Below are 20866 nucleotides of genomic sequence, written 5' to 3'. Positions count from 1 at the left end.
TTGGTCTCCACGATTGTAGGGTCGATGTCGCATGCCTTTGCGGTCGCCCCACAACCTTACTCCCAGCACAAGCCCACAACTGGGCGTTACAGGCCAGCACAAGGAACTTCATCGATGTGCCCTTCAACGGATTTTTAGCCCCGTCCTCAAAAGTACTTACCTGACTAGAATACTGCACCACCTCATTAAATTAATTATAGCATAACTATAATTAATTGACATTACTTTTTTTATTAACAGATTTCTTAACTTCCTTGAAACTTACTAACAGAATTCTAAGTGTCAATTAATTTGATACTTAGAATTCGTTGTCCTTTAGGAGAAATCGTTATCCAGAGACGTACCAGCTCTTAACTCCCGATTTGAAAAAGATGGGAGTATTAGAGCTGGTAGTCATCGGATAAAGTTAAATGTGCTTAGAGTCATTTGTTTTAGTAGATTAGTATTCTCTCTCCAACAAAAACTTAGTTATATCTTCTAGTTCTTTTGTATCTCTTTCTATGCTATTTAAAAGCTCATAACATTCTTGAGTTAAATTGTTACAAAACTCTTTACACTTATTAATTCCATACATGGTAATAAAATTCGCTTTATCATTTTCTCCATCACTTTGAGTTTTACCTAGTAATTTCGAATCTCCTTCAACATCTAAAATATCATCTTTAATTTGGAATGCAAGACCTAGTTTTTCTCCAAAAGATTTAAGAGTTTCCAAATCTTTTTCTGGAGCCTCTCCCATTGTAGCCCCTGCAATAATAGAAGCTGATATTAGCTGACCTGTTTTATTCTTGTGCATCTCTAAAAGAATTTCTTCATTTATTTTTTGACCTTCACTTCTTATATCTATAATTTGACCCTTTATCATACCATCTATACCTGATGACTTTGAAATAATCGCTGCTGCTCTAATTTTTTTCAATTCCCCACTTAGACATTGTGAAAACATAACATTCATAGCCTCATTTAGTAAACTATCTCCAGCTAAAGTAGCCATAGCTTCTCCATACACCTTATGATTTGTTGGTTTACCTCTTCTTAAATCATCATCATCCATACATGGAAGATCATCGTGTATTAATGAATAGGTGTGTATCATCTCCATAGATGCAGCAAAAGGAAGGATTTCATCTATAATATTATTATACATATTATAAGTACAAATCATAAGAATAGGTCTTATTCTTTTACCCCCAACCTTTAAGCTATATATTATAGGTTCTAACATGGAACTATCACCAACATCTTTAGTTTTAAAATAGTTTTCCATCCAACTTTCTATTTTTTCCTTATAGATATTAATATTCATATTTAATCCCTCACAAAATACAATTAATCTTCCTGATGAAAATCTTCTTCACCTTTATCTGTCAATATCTTTATTTTTCCTTCTGCTTCTTGAAGAGTCTTATATAAATCACTATAAAGCTTCATTCCCTCTTCATATTTACAAATAGCCTCATTTAAAGTAACTTCTCTATTTTCCATTTCAAGCAATATTTCCTCTAACTTGAGGACCTTACTCTCATAAGTTTCTTTTTTCTTAGCCATGTTATTCCTCCACCTGTTCTATTTTAAATAGTCCATGACCATCTTTCATGGTAATCCTTACAACTCCATACTTTTTCAATTTTTCTAAAGATTCTATAGGCTGATTCTCTGGACTTTTTATAATGCTATACCCCTTTTCTAATATGTTTAATGGGTTATTTCCAATTAATCTATGGCTTATAACCTTTAATCTATTTCTTTCCTCTTGAAGCCTTAACTCCATAGTAAACACTAGTTTACTTTTTAGATTATCTAACTTATCATATTGATTTACCACATAATTCTCAGGGCTATATAACAATAATCTATTAAGCATATTATTAAGAATATTAAATTTACCATTAATATTTTTACTTATAGCATATTTTATTTCTTCTCTTAATCCATTTAATTTTTCCTTAAAACCCTCTAAGCTGTATACTGCAATTTCAGCAGCATGGGAAGGAGTGGCTGCCCTTAAATCAGCTGTAAAGTCAGCTATTGTAAAATCTGTTTCGTGTCCTACTCCTGTAATAATAGGAATTTTAGAGGCTTTAATAGCCCTCGCTACCTCTTCCTCGTTAAAGGCCCATAACTCTTCGATTGAGCCACCACCTCTAGCTAAAAGTATCACATCTACATCCTCAATATTATTAAGAGCTTTTATACCAGCAGCTATATCTCTACTGGCATTGATCCCTTGAACTAAGGATGGATATATTAAAATATCAATGTTTGGGTTTCGTCTAGTTGCTACTTTAATTATATCCCTTACTGCTGCACCAGTAGGTGAAGTAATTACTCCTATTCTTCTTGGCATGGATGGAATTGCCTTTTTTAAATTATTATCAAAAAGTCCTTCTTTCTCTAACTTTTCTTTTAATAAATTAAATGCAATAAAGAGTTCTCCTTCCCCTTCTACCTCCATAGTGTTACAGTAAAGTTGGTAGGTTCCTTCTTTCTCATAGATAGATATATTCCCAGACACTACTACATTCATTCCATCCTTAGGTATAAATGTTAAATTCATGGCTCTTGTCTTGAACATTACACATTTAAGCTTTGTAAAACTATCCTTTAATGAAAAGTATATATGACCACTGCTATGGATTTTTACATTAGATAGTTCTCCTTTGATATTAGAATTTTTAAGTATAAAATCATTATCTATTACTTTCTTTATATAGCTATTTACTGCTGTCACTGTTAAAATTTTACTGTACATTTTTTAACCATGCCTCACAGGTATTCTTCATAAGCATAGTTGTTGTCATAGCGCCTACCCCACCAGGTACTGGAGTTACTAAACTAGCCACTTCTAATACTTCTTCAAAGTTTACATCGCCTTTGACCTTACCTTCCACCATAGTAGTTCCTACATCTATAACTATGGCTCCCTCTTTAACAAAATCTTTAGTTACAAAGCCAGGTTTTCCTATGGCAGAAACTAAAATATCTGCTTTTTTACAAACACTTTCTATATCTATAGTTTTTGAATGACATATAGTAATAGTAGCATTTTCTTTAAGAAGTAAAAAAGCTGCTGGCTTTCCAACTATGTTGCTTCGTCCAATTATTACTGCTTCTTTTCCCTTTATATCTACTTGAGATTTAATAAGTTCAATAACACTCCTAGCTGTACAGGGCATGAAAGATTTTTTATCTTTATACATCTTTCCTAGATTAAAATCTGTAAGTCCATCTACATCCTTTTCTACATCAACAGCATCTAAAACTCTTTCTTCATTTAATGCTTTTGGAAGAGGTAATTGAATTATTATTCCATCAACATAATTATCTTCATTTAACTCTTTAATTTCATCAATAAGCTTATCTTCCGAAATATTTTCTGAAAACATTTTTGTTTCATACAATATTCCAAGCTCCTCACTTACCTTTTTTTGTCCTCGAGTATATGAAATAGATCCTCCATCCTCACCAACAATTATTGATACTAGCCTTGGAGGTCTTTTCCCTTTTATTACTCTGCTTGCAATTAATTCTTTAATTTCGCTTTTATGTTGAACTGCCAAGTCTTTTCCACTTAATTTTGTTCCCATAAATACACCTACTTTTTAATTAAATTATTTAACACCCCATTTATAAATGATGGTGCATTATCATCTCCATACCTCTTTGCAAGTTCTATAGCTTCATTAATAGTAACTTTGTTTGGAATATCTTCATCAAATAAGATTTCATAAGTTGCCATTTTCAGTATAGCTAAGTTCATCTTTGGTAATCTTTCTAATTTCCATTTTACTAGATACTTAGTAATAGTTTCATTAATTTGAGCTTCATTTTCAGATACTCCCTTTAATACTCTTATTACATATTCAAAGTCTATATCCTCTATTTTTTCCTCTGTATTTTCGCGAAAATTTTCAATAATGTCTACATAACTCTCCTTGTTAATTGACATTTCAAATATTAACCTAGTTGCTATCTCTCTACTTTTTCTTCTATTCATATATATACCTCCATAAAATATCTCTTGTTTGTTATTTATCCTAATAAGTTTTTTGTAACCTTTTATAAATGAATTATCTATATAAAACCACTCAAATGGGAGTTTCTTATGTATAAGCTCCTTATATCTTCTTATTAATATTATGTTTTTAAAATTGAAATTAAACTCCACATCATGACATGGATAAGTTAATTTTACACATGGAAACACCCTCTTCACTAGAGGGTGTTTAAAATTACTCTATTTCCTCTTCTTTGTTCATCTTAGGAAATATAATATTCTGCACGTTAATATTAACTAATGATACATTTAAACCTGTCATAGTTTCAACAGTGTTCTTAACATTTTTCTGCACCTTTAAACACATATCCGGTATCTTTATACCATACTCCACGGACATATGTAAATCTATTACTGCAGAATCGTTATCCATAGTTACTTTAACGCCCTTTGATATATTCTTTTTACCAGTAAGCTTTTTACTTATATCTTCTACTAATCCAGCACTCATACCTGCAACACCTTCTATTTCTGATGCTGCAAGACTAGCTATTACACCAATAACTTCGTCAGATATTCTTACTATACCAACTTCTTCCTCTGTAGGAACTTCATTTAATATATTTTCTTCCATAATTCACTACCCCCTTACCAGTGTGATTAATAATATTCATATTATATCAGATAATAATTTCTTTTACAAATTTTATAATAGAAATACTCATTATTTTTATATTACCCACTTTTATAAATATTACCCTATAAACATATTAAAAACAGCAGATTTTTACTCTACTGTTTTTAAAACAAAATATGTTTAGTTATTCAGCTACTTTTATTTCTATATCTTTTATATCAGCTTTACTCATAACTACATCTTTAATTTGTCTAACTTGTTGGTCTGAAAGCTCTCCTTCATGTTTAACTACCACTGTAGCCTTTTCCTTATCTAAAGTACAAAGAGCTTCTTCAAATCCTTGAGCTTTAAGTGCTAATTCAATTTTAACTTCTTTATCAGATTGAAGTGCTAAATTCTTATATTCATCAGCAGCCTCTGCCTTTTGATCTTGTGGAGTATTTTCATCATCTAATAAAGCCTTTAAAGTTTGAAGAGTTTTAGTGGCATTGTTATCACGTTGTAATCTTGCTTCTGTAAAATAATTTGCATTAGTTGATGCACTAATTGTAGTTCCATCATTTCCCTTTGTATCATTTACATAAAGTGGGCCATTTACTTGAGTCGCTAAATAACCTGCAAATAAAATTAATACTACTAGTGAAGAAATAATTATAGTTTGTTTTTTATTCATTATAGTTCCCCCCGAATTTTTTATTTATATCACATTTATATGCTACTTTTTCATAGGATATACCTGTACTTTATTATCTGAAAGACCAAATAATTTAATTACTGCTTGGCGTATCCTTAATTCTGTCACTGAATTCCCTGCTCCTTCAGCTACTACACAAATACCTGTAATGGTTGGATTATAAGTTTTTGTTATAAAGGGTTGTTGCTGATTTTCCTTGTTTTCCATAACTACTGTACTCCCATCATTTTCTTGTGTTATCTCCCTTTGTCCCCCACCATTGTCCTTTTCACTAGTAACACTAGTTGAAGTTTCTTCATTAAATACTGGTACCTGTTCTTGTCCACTTTCAAAGTAAATCATAGAGTGGACTTTACCTACACCTTCTATTTTCTCTAATAAACTAATTAATTCTTGTTGCATCTTCTCCTTATAAGCCTTATCTACAGCTGAAGATGTAGTATCTGTATTCTTTTGTATTTCATCACCACCTATTGCCACTACATTAGCAGTTCCACTGTCACTTCCCTTTGGACTATTGTCCTTTGTAAACATACTTCCTACTATTAATAATAAAACTCCAACTAAAAATACTATGGCTAAATTTGTTAATAGATTAGAATTTATCACCTTGGGCTTTTTACCACTTTCTCCTATAGTAGTTTTAGAATCTTTATCTTGCTGTTTGTTCTCACCTCCTTTTCCCTTAAAAATATCTTCAAATATTTTTTTAAGATTATTTGACACTTTTATCCCCCCAAACTTCTATATAAAATTTATGTTTAATTATTATTAAGTTTGTATACATATATATTTTCCTCATCTATATCGTAAGTAGAGCTAATAAAATTTCTAACCTCCATTGATTTTTTATCTGTTGAAGAATCTTGATTGTCTACTTGAACTGACTCATCACCGATTTGTACCTTTTTTACCCTTTCCACTGAACCATCATTAATTCCTATCTCAATTCTTTCAATAAGAAAAATGCTGTTTTCATTGTCATAAGCTGCATTTACCTTTGCACTATACCGATCTCCCTTAAAATTTTTCTCTAAATCAGCTACACATTGTTTTTCTAAATTGTTTTTAAATCTTTCTAATGTACTATTTATGTTAGCCCGTCTATATTCTTCATAATTTCTCTCACCTCTATCATTGAATACTAAGTCTGCAGATTCTTCAATTATTTTGTTCACTTGTAGCTCTTCATTAAATATTTTTAAAATAGGACTTAATATAACTACAAAAACAATTAATCCAAGAACAAAATTACAATACTTTTTTAATGAATTATCTGGTAATATCATTTGTACTGCTGTAGAAAAAAATATTGCCACACATATGGTTATTATCCACTTTCCTAAAGCTTCTATCATTCCATCACCTACTTTTAACATAAATTAATCTAATATCTACATTAGAATAAATCCCTTACCTGTAGCAGCTATTATAGTAATCATTATAAAAAACATTACACTGACACATATAATGCAAGAACCAAGTAGCATCAAAGATCCTCCTGCAGCATCTATAATATTAGTTACTTTATTATCACTTACTGGTTGTAATAATGCAGAAGTTAGTTTATACATAAATCCCATAACAAAAATCTTTATTATAGGAAGTAAAATTATAGATATAAGAATTATTACACCTAATAGACTAACTGAGTTTTTCAAAAGTAAGGTGTAGCTGGCTACTGTTGCAAAGGCATCAGATAAAGTTTTACCTACTACAGGTATAAAACTGTCCATGGCAAATTTAGCTGTTTTTGTGGTCACAACATCAAAACTATTTCCTACAATTCCCCTAATTGTTATAATCCCAACAAAAATTGTTAGAAAAATACCTTGAACCCATAGAGCAAACTTTTTAAGTAAACTAGTTAAATTCTTAACGTTATATTCATTAGATATGTTATTTACAAAGTCTAGGACAAAACTCATACAAATTATAGGTATGATTATAGAAGAATAAAGCTTAGTTCCTAAGGTGCATACACCCATAATAATGGGGTCCATTACCACAGCTTGACTTACACTTCCTACACTTGCCAGTAACATTATAAGCACCGGCATTAGCGCTACCATAAAATCACTTATACTATTTATAACCTGTTGGGTTAATTCCACTCCTATATAAAATCCTCGAGCAATCAGTATAATCATCACAGAGAAGCAAGCAAAATATGCTACATTACACAACTTTTCATTGCTAAAGGCATTTTGAAGATTATTTAATAATGCACAAACTATAGCTATTATGATAAGTTGTCCTACTATTTTAAAAGATACTACTATTTCTTTAAATAAGTATCCCAAAGCCATCTTTAATATTTCTTTTCTTTCTAAGGAGCCTTGTCCATCTTTCATGTAACTTTGCACAAATTCCTTAGGCGACATATCCTTTAGTAATTCAGTTCCAGTATCCAGATTACTTATATAATCATATAGTCCATTTATTTTGCTCATTTGCTCATCATCTATATTTACTTCATCATTACCATAAGCTTTTATAGGAATTAAAAATATGATCATAACTATTAAAACAAATATACTTTTCTTCATATTTACACCTACATTATCTTTAATATTGTTTGCATTACAGCCATTAGTATTGGTATTGCAAGAGTAAGAATTAATATTTTACCAGCAAATTCAACCTTTGATGCAATACTACTCTCACCAGCATCCCTGCAAATTTCACTACAAAAGGATGATAAATATGCAATACCTAAAATTTTAAATACTGTATCCAAGTACACTATGTCTATATTAGCTTTATTAGATAAGGTTTGAAGGAAATTTACTATTATAGTTAGCTTGCTAACTAAAAACATAAATACTATTATGCCTGCTATTAAGCTAATTAAAAGTGCAATATCTGGTCTTTCCCTTTTTACCATTATCACAATAAGAAGAGTTATTAGTGCAAAGGATACTATTTTGATAATATCCATAGTTTCCTCCTAAAAGTAAAATAAAGTTTGTATTGCATTGAATAGCTTTGAAACCAAACTAATCACCAATATTAGTATTATTACTATTCCTGCTAAATTACTAATAACTGCATATTCCTTTTTCCCTCCACTATCTAAAACCTTATCTAAAACTATCATTACAATTCCAACTATACCAATTTTCACTATTATACTTATATCTAACAAAATCCACACGCCTCCTTACATTAAAATAATTCCTATCATGGCACCGAAGGAAAACCCTAGGTACCTATACATTTTCACGTTTTTATCAATGTTATATTCGGCATTCTTAATTGCTTTTCCCAAATTTTCTAGAGTTAGTGCAAACATATCATTATGTCCTTCTATATCCATCTCACCTAGGCTTTTAGTAAAATCTAAAAATATGCCTAGATCATCTTTAGTTAAGGATAATTTGTCCACTCTTTTATCTAGGCTATGAATAAAACAACTATTTACATCACATTCTTCGCTACTAATAATTAATTCTGACGCTTCCTTAAAAATTCCAGCTATGGGTTCTTCACATTTTTCATATACCTTATTAAGAGCCTCTGGAAGTAATGCATGGGTAAAATTTATTTCATTCTTTAATACATATACGCCTCGCTGAAATTCCTTTAACTCCCTAACTCTTTTTTTAAATTTTTCTCCATAAGAAAATCCTAAAATAGTAGATGAAACGACTATAAGAATAAACCCTATTACTTTTATCATTTATTACCACCCCCTTACTTTCTCACCTTTTGTAAAATCATATATATATTCTATGGTTGCAATGCCACACTTATTACTTAAAATTACAGCTCTTTGAAAAACTTTATTTTCTAAAATTTCTTTGAATACTGGTCTATTATAGAGATCCTTTTCACTAAATCCGTGGATAGTCGTTATTACATTTACACCTGAATTTAATGCTGCCACAATACTCTCCATATCTTTATAGGTACCTATTTCGTCACATACTATAAGATGAGGAGCCATACTTCTAATGGCCATGATTATTCCTTGACTTTTCGGGCAGTTATCCAATATATCTGTCCTAATGCCTACATCCATTTGAGGAACCCCTCTATAACATGCTCCAATTTCACTTCTTTCATCAATAATAGCTACATTTTTGCCACTTAACCCATATCTTGATAATCCATTAGATATCTCTCTTGATAAATCTCTTAATATAGTTGTTTTCCCACATTTAGGTGGAGATATTATTATAGTATTTAATATAGAATTATCTTTAATAATAAAAGGTAAGATTCCATCACTACATCCCTTTACCTCTCTAGCAATACGTATATTAATTGAAGATATGTGTTTTATAGTCTTAAGAGAGTTTTCTTCTAAAACACAGGTACCACAAATTCCAACTCTGTGACCACCTTGAATAGTTATATATCCTTGTTTGATTTCTTCCTCAAAGGCGTATATGGAGTAGCTACTTATCTTTTGAATAATTATCTTTATGTCCTCTAGTTTTGTATTATAACTTGTTCTTATCTCCTTATTATTGCTTATAAATATAAGCGGTTTGTTAACTTTCAATCTAATTTCTTGTAGTTTTCCACCATGGTCATAGTTTATAACTTCAGTTCTAATAGAAGGAGATAGTATATCCAAAACATCTTTAGTAATCATGCAACTCACCCTTTCTTACTTAATTGTTATTACCTTTCATAGATAATTATTACTATAATATTTTTATTTTTTTATTTTTTGCAAAAAAATAAGTGCTTCCTATAACGAAATATAATATTTCATTATAGGAAGCACTTATTAAAAACAGTATGTTTTCATATATCTCTGCAACCTATTAAATATGTATTCATAGAGCAAATAAAAACTAGCCTTCAATTATGAAAGCTAGCTCAATATGGACTAAACTCTTTCCATATATTCTCCTGATCTAGTATCAACTCTAATTGTGTCTCCTTCATTTACAAATAGAGGAACTGGAACTATTGCCCCTGTTTCTACTGTAGCTGGTTTTAACACGTTAGTTGCAGTATTTCCTTTAACTGCTGGTTCAGTGTTTGTAATTAATAGTTCAACGAAGTTTGGAGCTTCTACTGAGAAAGCTTCACCCTTGTAGAATTTAATTATTGCAAACATGTTTTCTTTTAAGAACTTTATAGCTTCTTCTACTTTATCGTAGTTTAAAGGAATTTGCTCGAAAGTTTCTTGATCCATGAAGTAGTATAACTCTCCATCAGAATAAAGATACTGCATTTCTTTTCTCTCTATTACTGCTTCTTGGAATTTAGCAGTTGGGTTGAAAGTTGTTTCTGTAACCGCTCCAGTTATAGCATTTTTTAATTTAGTTCTAACGAAGGCAGCACCCTTACCTGGTTTAACATGTAAAAATTCTACAACAGTGTAAACTTGTCCACCATCTTCAAAAGTTGTTCCTTTTCTTAAATCTCCAGCTGATATCATAATGTAACCTCCCAATATATAATAGCCTTTGTTAATAAAATTATTATAACCTATTTAAAGCACTTTAATACCTTATGTAGTTATTAATATGCATACTAAATTTTAGTAATAAACTAATTACCTAATTTAATAATTATACTTACTTACATTTACATTAACAATGATATTTTATCAAAACTATGTATTCTTTGCAAACAAATTATACCTTCATATTAAGAAACTTGCAATAAAAGTTTAAATATATTATTAAAAATACATATTATATCCATATATTCATATCTATTATATACATTTTGATAGATTTAAAACCCTGGAACAATAGCTCCTTTATAATTATCTTCGATGTATTTTTTTACTTCTTCAGAAGTGGCTGCCTTTGTTAAAGCTTTTATTTTATCCTTTTCTTTATCTTCAGTTCTAACAGCAATGATATTAGCATATGGACTATCTGTACCTTCAATTGCTAAAGCATCTTTCAAAGGGTTAAGTCCCCCCTCTAAAGCATAGTTAGTATTTATTACTGCTAATTCTACATCTTTTAGAACCCTTGGTAACTGTTCTGCATCTAGCTCTGTAATCTTAACATTTTTCGGATTTGAAGTAATATCTTTTGCAGTTACTAGATCCCCCTCTGAAATTTCAATTACTCCATTTTTAGCTAAAAGTTTTAAAGCTCTTGCTCCATTAGATGGATCATTAGGAATTGCTATTTCCGCACCATCTTTAATAGCCCCCATACCATCTAATTTTTCTGAATATACTCCCATTGGTTCTAGGTGTACCTTTGTTGTATAAGAAAGTTCATAAGATTTTTCCTTAACTGTAGCTTCTAAAAAAGGTACATGCTGAAAATAGTTTGCATCTATTTCACCTTCTTCAAGGGCAGTATTAGGTAGTACATAATCTGAAAACTCTACTACTTCTACTTTATATCCTTGATTCTCCAATAGTGGCTTTATAGCATTTTCCACTATAGCTTTATGCGGCTCTGGAGATACTCCTATAGCTATAACCTTATCTTCACCCTTAGCCCCTGAGCCTGCTTTCCCCTTAGAACCACAGCCTACTAAAGTCACCCCTAAAGCTAATGTTAACGTTAAACCTAATAATTTCTTTACTGATTTTTTCATGTATATATTCCTCCTTGATTATAAATTTCTAAACTTAAATTTTGAATACTAGCTTAGTTTCTTATATATGTAGTTTCCTAAGCTTTGAATAAGTTGAACAAATATAATTAAAACTACCACTGTAAATATCATAATTGGAGTATTAAATCTATTATATCCATAGGTTATAGCTGCTGCTCCAAGACCGCCTCCACCAATAGATCCAGCCATGGCAGAATAGCCTATAATGCTTATAATAGTTAAAGTAAGACCTGACGCAATAGATGGTAAGGCTTCTTTTATCATTATTTTAAATATTATTTGAGTCTTAGTAGCTCCTAAGGATTGAGCTGCTTCTATAACTCCTTTATCTACTTCCTTTAAAGAAGTTTCAATAATTCTTGCAACAAAAGGAGCTGCAGCTATAGTCAAAGGTACTATGGCCGCTGTAGTTCCTATGGATTTACCTACAATAACTCTAGTAACAGGAACTACTACCACCATCAATATTACGAAAGGTAAACTTCTTAAAGTATTTATAACCCCATCTAATATTTTATATATATATTTATTTTCCATTGGACCTTCTTTGGTTGTTAGTATTAAAGCTATGGCTAAAACCATACCAATAATTACTGCAAAGATCGTAGATATCACTACCATTATTAAAGTTTCTATTAGTGCACTACTAAGGATCCCTATAATTGCTTCTGCTGTCATAACTATAACACCTCCCATTGGAATTTATTCTTTTCTAAGTAACTAGTAACAACTTCCTTCCACTGTTCATCAACTCTTATGACTAATGATCCCAATATATTTTCCCTAAATCTTTCTAACTTGCCCCACACAATAGAAAAATTTACATTCAAATCTCTAGCCATGTTGGTTATAAATGAATTTTCACTTTTATTTGCCGGAAAATATATCTTAATATTGACTCCATCTTGAAATAAAATTTCTTCTTCTTCTCCTAAGAATTTTCTTAGAGAATATCCTGGTCTTAAGAACAGTTCATCTACATTTCCTTCAGCTTTAACTTCTCCTCCTTCTACAAGCACTATTCGCTGGCATATAGACTTTACTACTTCCATCTGATGAGTAACCATTACTATGGTAATCCCCATTTCTTTATTAATTTTAGATAACAGCTCTAATATGTCCTTTGTAGTTTTAGGATCCAGTGCTGAGGTTGCTTCATCACAAAGTAATATTTTAGGTTCTAAAGCTAAAGCTCTTGCAATTGCTACTCTTTGCTTTTCTCCGCCACTTAACTCTTTAGGCATAGACTTTATCTTGTGGAATAATCCAACAATTTTCAACAATTCTCCTACCTTTTTTTCTATATACTCTTTATCATATCCCCATAGTTGTAATGGTAATGCCACATTATTATATACATTAGACCTTTTAAGTAAGTTAAAATTTTGAAATATCATTCCAACATTTTTTCTAAACTCTCTAATATCTCTTTCTGTCATAGAGGAAACTTCTTTTCCCATAACTTTCAAACTGCCTTCATCATAACCTTCTAATCCATTTATACATCTTAACATGGTAGATTTTCCAGCTCCACTGTGACCTATGATTCCATATACTTGTCCCTCTTCTATGGTAAATGATACATTCTTTAGAGCTTTTAAACTCTCAAAGCTCTTATTGATATGTGATACCTCTATCATTATCTAGCACCGCCCTTTACTGTAGATATCCTATTTACTTTAAATCTAGATTTAATTATTTGGGGTAAAAATAAAAGCACTAGAGAATAAATCTCTAGTGCATAAAACTTCATGCATGCCAATTCATTCTCTTATCTTCCAGCTCAAAAAAGCTGCAGGATTTAGCACCATGACGCACATATAAAGATATATGATTCAATATATATACACAGGTTGCTGGGTTTCAAAGGGCCAGTCCCTCCACCGCTCGTGATAAGACAATATTTACTTTTACCTTGGCACTAATTATACATAACAATAAATAAATAGTCAACATAAAAATACCAAATTTTTTAGATTTTTTTGAATACAAGAATAAAGGTGCAAATATCTTCTTCCACCACCAAAGAGTTAATTTCTTTTATTTCATCCATCTTACCTAAATCACTAAGTAAATTTTTAAAAGTAGTAAAATCCCCCTTACACTTGATAGTTACTTCACCCCAAGAGTCATAAACAACAATGTTATTTAAAGAAATATCATTATAACTTCTTAATCTATTTAAAAATTCTCCAAGTTTAAACTCTTCCCTTTTATTTTCTTCTACAAGGTTACTTACAACTAAATTTCTATGATTTTTAGCATTATTTAAATTTATTTGTGTTTTACCATAGGCTATTAAGAGTATTATAGTTGCTATAACTATAGTAATATTAATTAATTTATATTTTCTAGTATCCATTAATCTTTACCCTAGCTGTAAAATATAGCTCTTCCTTCTCTTGAAGAATAGATGAAACTTCAACTATTGAAAACTTTTCTTCTAAAGTTTTAATACACATTGAATAATCTTCCTTATCTTTAATCTTTATATTAAATCCTATATTATTGTCATCTATATTCATAGAATTTATCTCAAGCTCTTCCTTTGAAATTATTTCATAAATATAGTTATATGCAAAGGTTGTAATACTTTTTCTGTCATTATTTAATTCTATGTTTTTGTTATACTGCACTTTACCTACAATATTTAATCTCTTATAATTATTCCCTAATATTCCCATGGGAATAATTATAAATAATATAGAGAAATATATCAAAGTCCTTATTATATTTTTCTTATAGATGTACCTTAAACTCTCTATATACCATTGAGGATAATATCCTTCTTTCATTGTCTCCCTCCCTTTCATAAATTAAGAATTTACAGGAAAACTCCTTTTCATCTCATATAAATTAGCGACCTTAACCTTTTCCTTTTTTTCATTTGTAATGATGTAAATTCCCTTATTATTATTATGTTCTTCTCCATTAATCTCTCTCAAAAATGCTAAGATTTCTATATTTACATTTTCTTTACTTCCATTTATAACTCTATTTGCTCTTATAGTCCCATTTTCTACTTCAATGATATAAACATATTTATTTCTATATATTATTAAAGTGAATTCTCCATTTTTAATCTTTTTGTTGTATTTATTTGTATATAACTGTTGTATAGGTATTATAGAGTTTATATTTGCTCCTAAAAACAATTCTCGATTCATTAAAAGTGAATCCTTTACATTTATGCAGTATATGGCTACCTCTAATTTTCCTCTTTTATTCCTAATAATTTCATAGTTAAATATTATATTTTCTATATCATAAAAAATTTTTATTACTTGATTTTTAACAATTAAATCTAGTTTATTTTTATTTACTTTAGGCACAAAAATATTATGTACAAATATCTCTTCTCCCTCTAAAATTATGTCCAAATTAAGCTTTCTTAAATTTTCCTCAACTGCTACATCAGTGTCTTTATAATTTTTCTTACAGCAATATGTGCAGTAAAAATTCTTATCCTTTTTTAAATCTTTAATCTTTTCTTTTACAAACTTTATTTCTTCTTCACTTATTTCAATCGTACACCTTTTCTTCATAACTCTCCCTTCTACTGTACTAAATTCCCCTTAAAAATATATTTAACTTCACTACCACTAATCTCCATAGCGAACCTATAAACTCTATTTAATCCATTGATTTGAAAATACTTATTACTTAAATCATAGGTTATATAACTATTATCATAGGTTATTAGTTTTTCACCAGCCTTCCTTTCAAAGTATTTCTCTGAAGTCTCTGCATTTATAGTTTCTATATTTTCTAGTACATAACTATTAAAATTAGCTATTAAGTGCTCCTTATAGCTATGGTCCTTATTTTCTTTCAAGTTATATTCCACATAATTTTTAATATAAGAATTTCTATTAATAAAGGACTTCATAGAATAACATATAGTTAGGGAAATAATCATTCCTACAATTACCACATAAGTTAATATCCATCCCCTATGAATTTTTCTATACTTGCTTAACCCTGTTTTATATTTTACCAATTGCTCTCTCTCCACTAATTCCTTTATTCGTAACTATTTTAATGAATAGAACCTTACCATTTTGCCTAACTTTAAATTCTCTCACATCATATAAAAGAGGCTGATTGGTGTGGCCTACTCCATGTTTATTCTTGAAAAAAAACCTAAGTTCATTCCCCTCTAAAGAAACATAACTTTCTCCTACAGATGTAGGTATAATTATATCCCCATCTTTTAAAAAACATCCTTCACCTCTATAATTAACATAATTTTCTATATACATAAGTGCTTCATAAATCCCTGTAATTTCACTAGAATAATATACGTTTTCCTTATAGCTTTTCATCCAAATACTATAACTGCTAATAATAACTGTAATTATTAAGGAGGAAATACTTAAGGCCGCTATTAATTCTAATATGGTAACCCCTTTAGCTTTTCTCATAATTACCCTTGTAAAATACATAATTTATTTCCTTTCCATCTTGAAACTTATATAAAACCTCTATTTTTATAATTTCTTTACCAGTTTCTTCAGTTCCCATTAACATTATAATTGGGTATTGCTTTACTTCATCCTTTATAATATATTTTATATTTATACTACCTAGAGCTTCCTCTGATAAATCACTAGTATTTATAAATCTAGTTTTTTCAACTATCTCTTTTTTAATATCACCATAATCCATATTGCATAAAATAAGCTTTTTAACTGCATCTATCTGAAAAGTGGCCTTCATTTTCTTTTGCTCTTCTTCTTCACACCTTCCCATTACACCATAAAAAGTAAGTGCTCCTATGAGAATAGTAGATATAACTAACATGCTTATTATAGTTTCTAACAGTGTAATTCCTTTATTTTTGCTTACTAACATAATCTGTTCCTACCTTTATGGTTATAACTTCTCTACGTCCATCTGGATCATATATATTTATAGACCTTCCCAAAGATGTATTTCCGTCAATATCTAATGGTATAGTTATACTAGCATCATTAGATATATGTATCCTTAGTGAATCTGGTAATAGATAACTGTGTACTTTTACAGTTCCATGATATAGGTTTAATTCTCTACTTTGGATAACTAATCTAAAGAGTTTCCTATTATCATAATTATTTCTTGCATACATCTTACAGCTATTTATAAATTCAATTGTGCCATTAACCCCATGTTCCATTTCCATGGCTAACTTCTTTTCATCATAGGAGTTTAAATGAGGATATATTATAAATGAACATATAGACAATATACCTAATACCACTATTAATTCTATTAGTGTAAATCCATTTTTCTTCATAGTTTTCTACCTTAATACCTTTTAAAACTTTGTATTGTACATATTAAACAATGGAATCATAATTGCAATAATGATAGATCCTATAAATAGACCTACAAAGACTATTAGTAGTGGCTCTATTAGGGATGTGATCCTATCTAATTTCCCTTCAAGTTCTTCTTCGAAAACTTCATTACAACATTGCAACACCTCTTCAACACTTCCATTAATTTCTCCTATATATATTGTTGATAGAAAATAATTTGAAAAAATATTGCACCTCTTAAGGCCCTCATAAAGGCTATCACCTCTTTCTAATCCTTCTATACATCTATTTAACCGCTCCTTAATGTAAATGGCATTTTCACAATTTCTCAGTAAGATTAAAGAAGATTTTATATCAATACCACTACCTATCATCATTGAAAGGGCCATAGTAAATTTACAACAAAATCTATTTTTCTCTAAATTTCTCGTTAGTGGATTTTTATATTTTAAATTATAGGTTATCCCTTTCCCCTTTAGATAGATATGTATAAAGCTTATGCCTATAAAAATCCCTATGCCTATTGGTACTACAAGTATACCTAGACTATTTATAACTCTAGATAATCCTAAATAAAATCTAGTTATATAAGGAAGTTTCATATTTTCTATATCCATAGAATTAAAAAATGTAGGTACTAACTTGTAAATAGCAATCATGCCCATAATTAATACAAATATAAATAATCCTATAGGATAAGTACTTACGCTAATAATTTTCTTTCGCCTTTTATATTCCTTCATATAGTACTTTTCCATGAAAGTTAGAATCTGCTGCAATCTACCACTTTCTTCTCCAAAATGAATTAATGTTATAAAAAATTCTGGGAATACACTTTTAAACTTCTCTAAGCTTTCTGAAAAAGATAAACCACTTTTTATATTATTTATAACTTTATTTAGAATTTCACATAACCTTTTATCCCCTAAATGCTCTTCTAATAGTTTCAAAGCATTAACTAAAGGAATTCCCGCCTTTAAATTATTCTTTAAATTTCTGCAAAAAGTAGATAAATTCTTTTCTGAAATCCTTCTTTTAAACAAATATGTATTTTCTTTATGCAACTCTTTGTAATTAATACAATATATTTCTTCCTCTTCTAATCTTTCCATTAAACTACAATGATCTTCTACTATAACTTTTCCTGATACAATTTTTCCCTTTACATTTATCCCCTTATACTTATACTCCATAATCCACTCCTAAGGCTTTTTCAATGTTATAAACCTGCATATTTCCATAATACTCTTCCACGGAAGTACTTCCCTCTACAACTAACTCCTTAAAATATTCATTCATAGTAACCATTCCCTCTTCAATCGCTATGTTTCTTAATATATCACTATCCCCACTATCCATAGACTCCTTTAATCTCTTTCCCATAATCATAATCTCATAGGCTACAGTTCTTCCTCTGTATCCAGTGCTATTACATTTAATACATCCAGTTCCTCTATAGCCTTCTTCAATCCTATCCATGGCTAGAAGCTTCTTTTCTTCCTTGGATAATTTATATTTCACCTTACACTTTTCACATATTAATCTTGTTAACCTTTGAGCAATTACAAGAACGAGAGAACTTTTAATTATATCTCCATCTATCCCCATGTTAGTTAGTCTATTTATAGCACTGCTAGCATCGTTAGTATGCAAGGTAGTTAAAACTAAGTGACCTGTTAAAGATGCTCTTATAGCTACTTCAGCAGTTTCCTTATCTATAATTTCACCCACCATTATTACATCAGGATCCTGTCTTAATACTGCCTTTAATATATTTCCATAGGTAGCACTACCATCTCCTATGGAAACTTGATTAATTCCCTCAACTTCACACTCCACCGGCTTTTCTACAGTGACTATATTCCTAGTTTCTTCGTTCAACTCATTTATCATAGAATATAAAGTAGTAGTTTTACCACTTCCTGTAGGACCTGTAATTATGATTAAACCTTGTTTGAACTTTAATATATTTTTTAAGAGTCGATAATCTTTAGGTGTAAAACCTAGCTTATTTATATCTAACAAAGGTGCATTTCTTTGTAATATTCTTATTACAAATTTTTCTCCATGAACAGTAGGCATTGTAGATATTCTTAAATCATAAATATTTTCCTTTACTTCAAGATTTATCTCTCCATCTTCTGGAGTATATTTATTAGTAATATCCATATTTGCCATAACCTTTATTCTTGTGGCTATAACCTCATAAAGATTTTTAGGTAAAGTACTAAAAATATTTAAAACTCCATCTATTCTATATCTTACAGTAATTGTATCCTTCCATGACTCTATATGTATATCACTTGCACCTTTTTCAATACCTTCTCTAAAAATCGAATCCACTAAAGAAATAATGGGTCCTTTTACTTCTTTATCACGCTCCTTTTTAGGATACTCTTCACCTTTAAGTCCCTTAACTATTTGCTTTCTATAAATTTCTTCATAATATTTATCTAAATAAATCTTAAATTGATCTATAGTACATAAGTTAAATACAATTTTTTTCTTTAAAATAAATCTTAATCTATTAATTTCTTCATTGGAATGCTCCGTAAAGGTAGCTAAATAAATCTCATTATTTTTTATGTCATAAGGTAAAATGCTATACTCTTCACACACTTCCTTGGAAAGCATAGACATAGCCTTAGTATTTATTGCTATTGAATCTAAATCTATTTTGTTGATCACCAGTTTATCTCCTTAAACATATTAAAAATATAGATTTCTTTTATCACAACTATAATTGTTACCATTTATTTCAAATATAATTCTATAAATAAATAAAAAAGGGTTTATATTAAAACAAATTTATAAATTGTTTAAATATAAACCCTTAATGTTCACTTATACTGCTATTTCACCCTTAAATACATTCTCCGCTGGCCCCGTCATCATTATTCCATCCTCAGTTATTTCTATAGTTAAAATACCTCCTGGAGCCATAACCTTCACAGATTTATCTACTAAATTTAATTTATTACAAACCACCACCGATGAACAACATCCTGTTCCACAGGCAAGGGTTGGCCCTGCTCCTCTTTCCCAGGTATTAACCTTTATTTCCTCTCTATTCACAACTCTACAAAAGTTAACATTGGTCCCCTGTGGAAATAATTCATGGGTTTCTATGGCTGCACCTTCTTCAACCTTAAACCCGCCCTCTTCAGTTAATAAAACAGTATGGGGAACTCCAAGTAATAATGAAGTTATATTATAGCTTTTTCCATTGGCACATATATCTTTTTTAATAATTTCTTCCTCTCCTAAGGCAGGAATAAACTTTGGATTAAAACTCTCTCTTCCCATATTTATCTTAACAGCTTTTACCTTATTATCTTCTATGAACAGATGACAAACCTTTATACCATCTCCTGTTTCTACGGTAAACTCACTTTTTCTTACCATGTTATTTTCATATACGTATTTTGCAAAGCATCTTATTCCATTTCCACACATACCAGCATAGGAACCATCACTATTTATTATTATCATTTGAATATCAGCAATTTTACTTCTTCTTACTACTAATATTCCATCTCCTCCTATGCCAAAATTTCTATCACATAACTTTTTAGCTAAAGTACCTAAATCATTGTATTTTACTTCCATATCTTCAAAAACCACAAAATTATTTCCTGCTCCCTGCATCTTTGTAAATTTTAAAATTTCCATAATATTCTCCT

General features: G+C 29.9%; 28 protein-coding genes and 1 riboswitch. All 28 genes read right to left on the bottom strand.

Going from position 1 to position 20866, the window contains the following annotated elements; translation table 11 throughout:
- Nucleotides 1-439 precede the first annotated feature (439 nt).
- Nucleotides 440-1306, bottom strand: coding sequence for a polyprenyl synthetase family protein (locus B3Z56_RS10605; protein WP_346878743.1), 867 nt, complete (start codon nucleotides 1304-1306; stop codon nucleotides 440-442).
- 23 nt (nucleotides 1307-1329) lie between these two features.
- Nucleotides 1330-1548, bottom strand: coding sequence for an exodeoxyribonuclease VII small subunit (gene xseB / locus B3Z56_RS10600; protein WP_346878742.1), 219 nt, complete (start codon nucleotides 1546-1548; stop codon nucleotides 1330-1332).
- 1 nt (nucleotide 1549) lies between these two features.
- Entirely contained in the window at nucleotides 1550-2752 is a 1203-nt protein-coding gene (gene xseA / locus B3Z56_RS10595; protein WP_346878741.1) for an exodeoxyribonuclease VII large subunit, read from the bottom strand.
- Nucleotides 2742-3587, bottom strand: a complete 846-nt coding sequence (locus tag B3Z56_RS10590; protein ID WP_346847951.1) for a bifunctional 5,10-methylenetetrahydrofolate dehydrogenase/5,10-methenyltetrahydrofolate cyclohydrolase — start codon at nucleotides 3585-3587, stop codon at nucleotides 2742-2744. Before B3Z56_RS10590 ends, xseA begins: the two co-directional genes overlap by 11 nt.
- 8 nt (nucleotides 3588-3595) lie before the next feature.
- Nucleotides 3596-3997, bottom strand: a complete 402-nt coding sequence (gene nusB, locus B3Z56_RS10585) for a transcription antitermination factor NusB (protein ID WP_346847950.1) — start codon at nucleotides 3995-3997, stop codon at nucleotides 3596-3598.
- Between the two features lie 235 nt (nucleotides 3998-4232).
- On the bottom strand, nucleotides 4233-4631 hold the full coding sequence (locus B3Z56_RS10580) for an Asp23/Gls24 family envelope stress response protein (protein ID WP_035129363.1): 399 nt from the start codon (nucleotides 4629-4631) through the stop codon (nucleotides 4233-4235).
- Nucleotides 4632-4818: 187 nt separating this feature from the next.
- Nucleotides 4819-5307 carry a SpoIIIAH-like family protein gene (locus B3Z56_RS10575; RefSeq protein ID WP_346847949.1) on the bottom strand — a complete coding sequence of 163 codons (489 nt, stop codon included), beginning with the start codon at nucleotides 5305-5307 and terminating at the stop codon, nucleotides 4819-4821.
- A gap of 42 nt (nucleotides 5308-5349) precedes the next feature.
- Nucleotides 5350-6054 carry a stage III sporulation protein AG gene (spoIIIAG, locus tag B3Z56_RS10570; protein ID WP_346847948.1) on the bottom strand — a complete coding sequence of 235 codons (705 nt, stop codon included), beginning with the start codon at nucleotides 6052-6054 and terminating at the stop codon, nucleotides 5350-5352.
- A gap of 35 nt (nucleotides 6055-6089) precedes the next feature.
- Nucleotides 6090-6707 (bottom strand): stage III sporulation protein AF, encoded by a 618-nt coding sequence (spoIIIAF, locus tag B3Z56_RS10565; RefSeq protein WP_346878740.1) that lies wholly within the window; start codon nucleotides 6705-6707, stop codon nucleotides 6090-6092.
- Nucleotides 6708-6722: 15 nt separating this feature from the next.
- Complete coding sequence (gene spoIIIAE, locus B3Z56_RS10560; RefSeq protein ID WP_346878739.1) at nucleotides 6723-7877, bottom strand: stage III sporulation protein AE; 1155 nt, start codon at nucleotides 7875-7877, stop codon at nucleotides 6723-6725.
- 8 nt (nucleotides 7878-7885) lie between these two features.
- Nucleotides 7886-8269 carry a stage III sporulation protein AD gene (gene spoIIIAD, locus B3Z56_RS10555; protein WP_035129356.1) on the bottom strand — a complete coding sequence of 128 codons (384 nt, stop codon included), beginning with the start codon at nucleotides 8267-8269 and terminating at the stop codon, nucleotides 7886-7888.
- Between the two features lie 9 nt (nucleotides 8270-8278).
- The gene (gene spoIIIAC / locus B3Z56_RS10550) at nucleotides 8279-8476 is read right to left on the bottom strand and encodes a stage III sporulation protein AC (RefSeq protein ID WP_035129354.1); all 198 of its coding nucleotides are present in this window, start codon (nucleotides 8474-8476) and stop codon (nucleotides 8279-8281) included.
- A gap of 15 nt (nucleotides 8477-8491) precedes the next feature.
- On the bottom strand, nucleotides 8492-9010 hold the full coding sequence (spoIIIAB, locus tag B3Z56_RS10545; protein WP_035129352.1) for a stage III sporulation protein SpoIIIAB: 519 nt from the start codon (nucleotides 9008-9010) through the stop codon (nucleotides 8492-8494).
- Nucleotides 9011-9013: 3 nt separating this feature from the next.
- A complete protein-coding gene (gene spoIIIAA, locus B3Z56_RS10540) occupies nucleotides 9014-9931 on the bottom strand; it encodes a stage III sporulation protein AA (RefSeq protein ID WP_346847946.1) in 918 nt (305 codons plus the stop codon).
- A gap of 240 nt (nucleotides 9932-10171) precedes the next feature.
- Nucleotides 10172-10729, bottom strand: a complete 558-nt coding sequence (efp, locus tag B3Z56_RS10535) for an elongation factor P (protein WP_035129348.1) — start codon at nucleotides 10727-10729, stop codon at nucleotides 10172-10174.
- A 302-nt stretch (nucleotides 10730-11031) separates the two neighbouring features.
- The gene (locus B3Z56_RS10530; RefSeq protein WP_346878738.1) at nucleotides 11032-11859 is read right to left on the bottom strand and encodes a MetQ/NlpA family ABC transporter substrate-binding protein; all 828 of its coding nucleotides are present in this window, start codon (nucleotides 11857-11859) and stop codon (nucleotides 11032-11034) included.
- Nucleotides 11860-11907: 48 nt separating this feature from the next.
- Nucleotides 11908-12558, bottom strand: a complete 651-nt coding sequence (locus tag B3Z56_RS10525) for a methionine ABC transporter permease (protein WP_414632280.1) — start codon at nucleotides 12556-12558, stop codon at nucleotides 11908-11910.
- A gap of 2 nt (nucleotides 12559-12560) precedes the next feature.
- Nucleotides 12561-13520 carry a methionine ABC transporter ATP-binding protein gene (locus B3Z56_RS10520; protein ID WP_346878737.1) on the bottom strand — a complete coding sequence of 320 codons (960 nt, stop codon included), beginning with the start codon at nucleotides 13518-13520 and terminating at the stop codon, nucleotides 12561-12563.
- A gap of 128 nt (nucleotides 13521-13648) precedes the next feature.
- Nucleotides 13649-13779, bottom strand: a riboswitch (SAM riboswitch).
- A gap of 73 nt (nucleotides 13780-13852) precedes the next feature.
- Complete coding sequence (locus B3Z56_RS10515) at nucleotides 13853-14242, bottom strand: hypothetical protein (protein WP_346878736.1); 390 nt, start codon at nucleotides 14240-14242, stop codon at nucleotides 13853-13855.
- Nucleotides 14232-14675, bottom strand: coding sequence for a hypothetical protein (locus B3Z56_RS10510; RefSeq protein ID WP_346878735.1), 444 nt, complete (start codon nucleotides 14673-14675; stop codon nucleotides 14232-14234). Before B3Z56_RS10510 ends, B3Z56_RS10515 begins: the two co-directional genes overlap by 11 nt.
- 21 nt (nucleotides 14676-14696) lie before the next feature.
- Nucleotides 14697-15425: a hypothetical protein gene (locus tag B3Z56_RS10505; RefSeq protein WP_346878734.1), complete on the bottom strand. Its 729-nt coding sequence runs from the start codon at nucleotides 15423-15425 to the stop codon at nucleotides 14697-14699.
- A gap of 11 nt (nucleotides 15426-15436) precedes the next feature.
- Entirely contained in the window at nucleotides 15437-15880 is a 444-nt protein-coding gene (locus B3Z56_RS10500) for a hypothetical protein (protein WP_346847941.1), read from the bottom strand.
- Nucleotides 15867-16304, bottom strand: a complete 438-nt coding sequence (locus B3Z56_RS10495; RefSeq protein ID WP_346877409.1) for a hypothetical protein — start codon at nucleotides 16302-16304, stop codon at nucleotides 15867-15869. Before B3Z56_RS10495 ends, B3Z56_RS10500 begins: the two co-directional genes overlap by 14 nt.
- Entirely contained in the window at nucleotides 16291-16734 is a 444-nt protein-coding gene (locus B3Z56_RS10490) for a hypothetical protein (RefSeq protein WP_346878733.1), read from the bottom strand. Before B3Z56_RS10490 ends, B3Z56_RS10495 begins: the two co-directional genes overlap by 14 nt.
- On the bottom strand, nucleotides 16715-17158 hold the full coding sequence (locus B3Z56_RS10485; protein WP_346847938.1) for a type II secretion system protein: 444 nt from the start codon (nucleotides 17156-17158) through the stop codon (nucleotides 16715-16717). The genes B3Z56_RS10490 and B3Z56_RS10485 overlap by 20 nt, the downstream gene beginning before the upstream one ends.
- Before the next feature lie 21 nt (nucleotides 17159-17179).
- Nucleotides 17180-18376 carry a type II secretion system F family protein gene (locus B3Z56_RS10480; protein WP_346847937.1) on the bottom strand — a complete coding sequence of 399 codons (1197 nt, stop codon included), beginning with the start codon at nucleotides 18374-18376 and terminating at the stop codon, nucleotides 17180-17182.
- On the bottom strand, nucleotides 18366-19871 hold the full coding sequence (locus B3Z56_RS10475) for a GspE/PulE family protein (RefSeq protein WP_346877406.1): 1506 nt from the start codon (nucleotides 19869-19871) through the stop codon (nucleotides 18366-18368). The genes B3Z56_RS10480 and B3Z56_RS10475 overlap by 11 nt, the downstream gene beginning before the upstream one ends.
- A 156-nt stretch (nucleotides 19872-20027) precedes the next feature.
- Nucleotides 20028-20855, bottom strand: coding sequence for a diaminopimelate epimerase (gene dapF, locus B3Z56_RS10470; protein WP_346877405.1), 828 nt, complete (start codon nucleotides 20853-20855; stop codon nucleotides 20028-20030).
- Nucleotides 20856-20866: the final 11 nt, after the last annotated feature.

Origin of the sequence: Clostridium sp. UBA7791, assembly GCF_002480755.1 — a bacterium.
Taxonomy (GTDB): domain Bacteria; phylum Bacillota; class Clostridia; order Clostridiales; family Clostridiaceae; genus Clostridium_J; species Clostridium_J sulfidigenes.
This window is presented reverse-complemented; position numbering and strand designations above follow the sequence as displayed.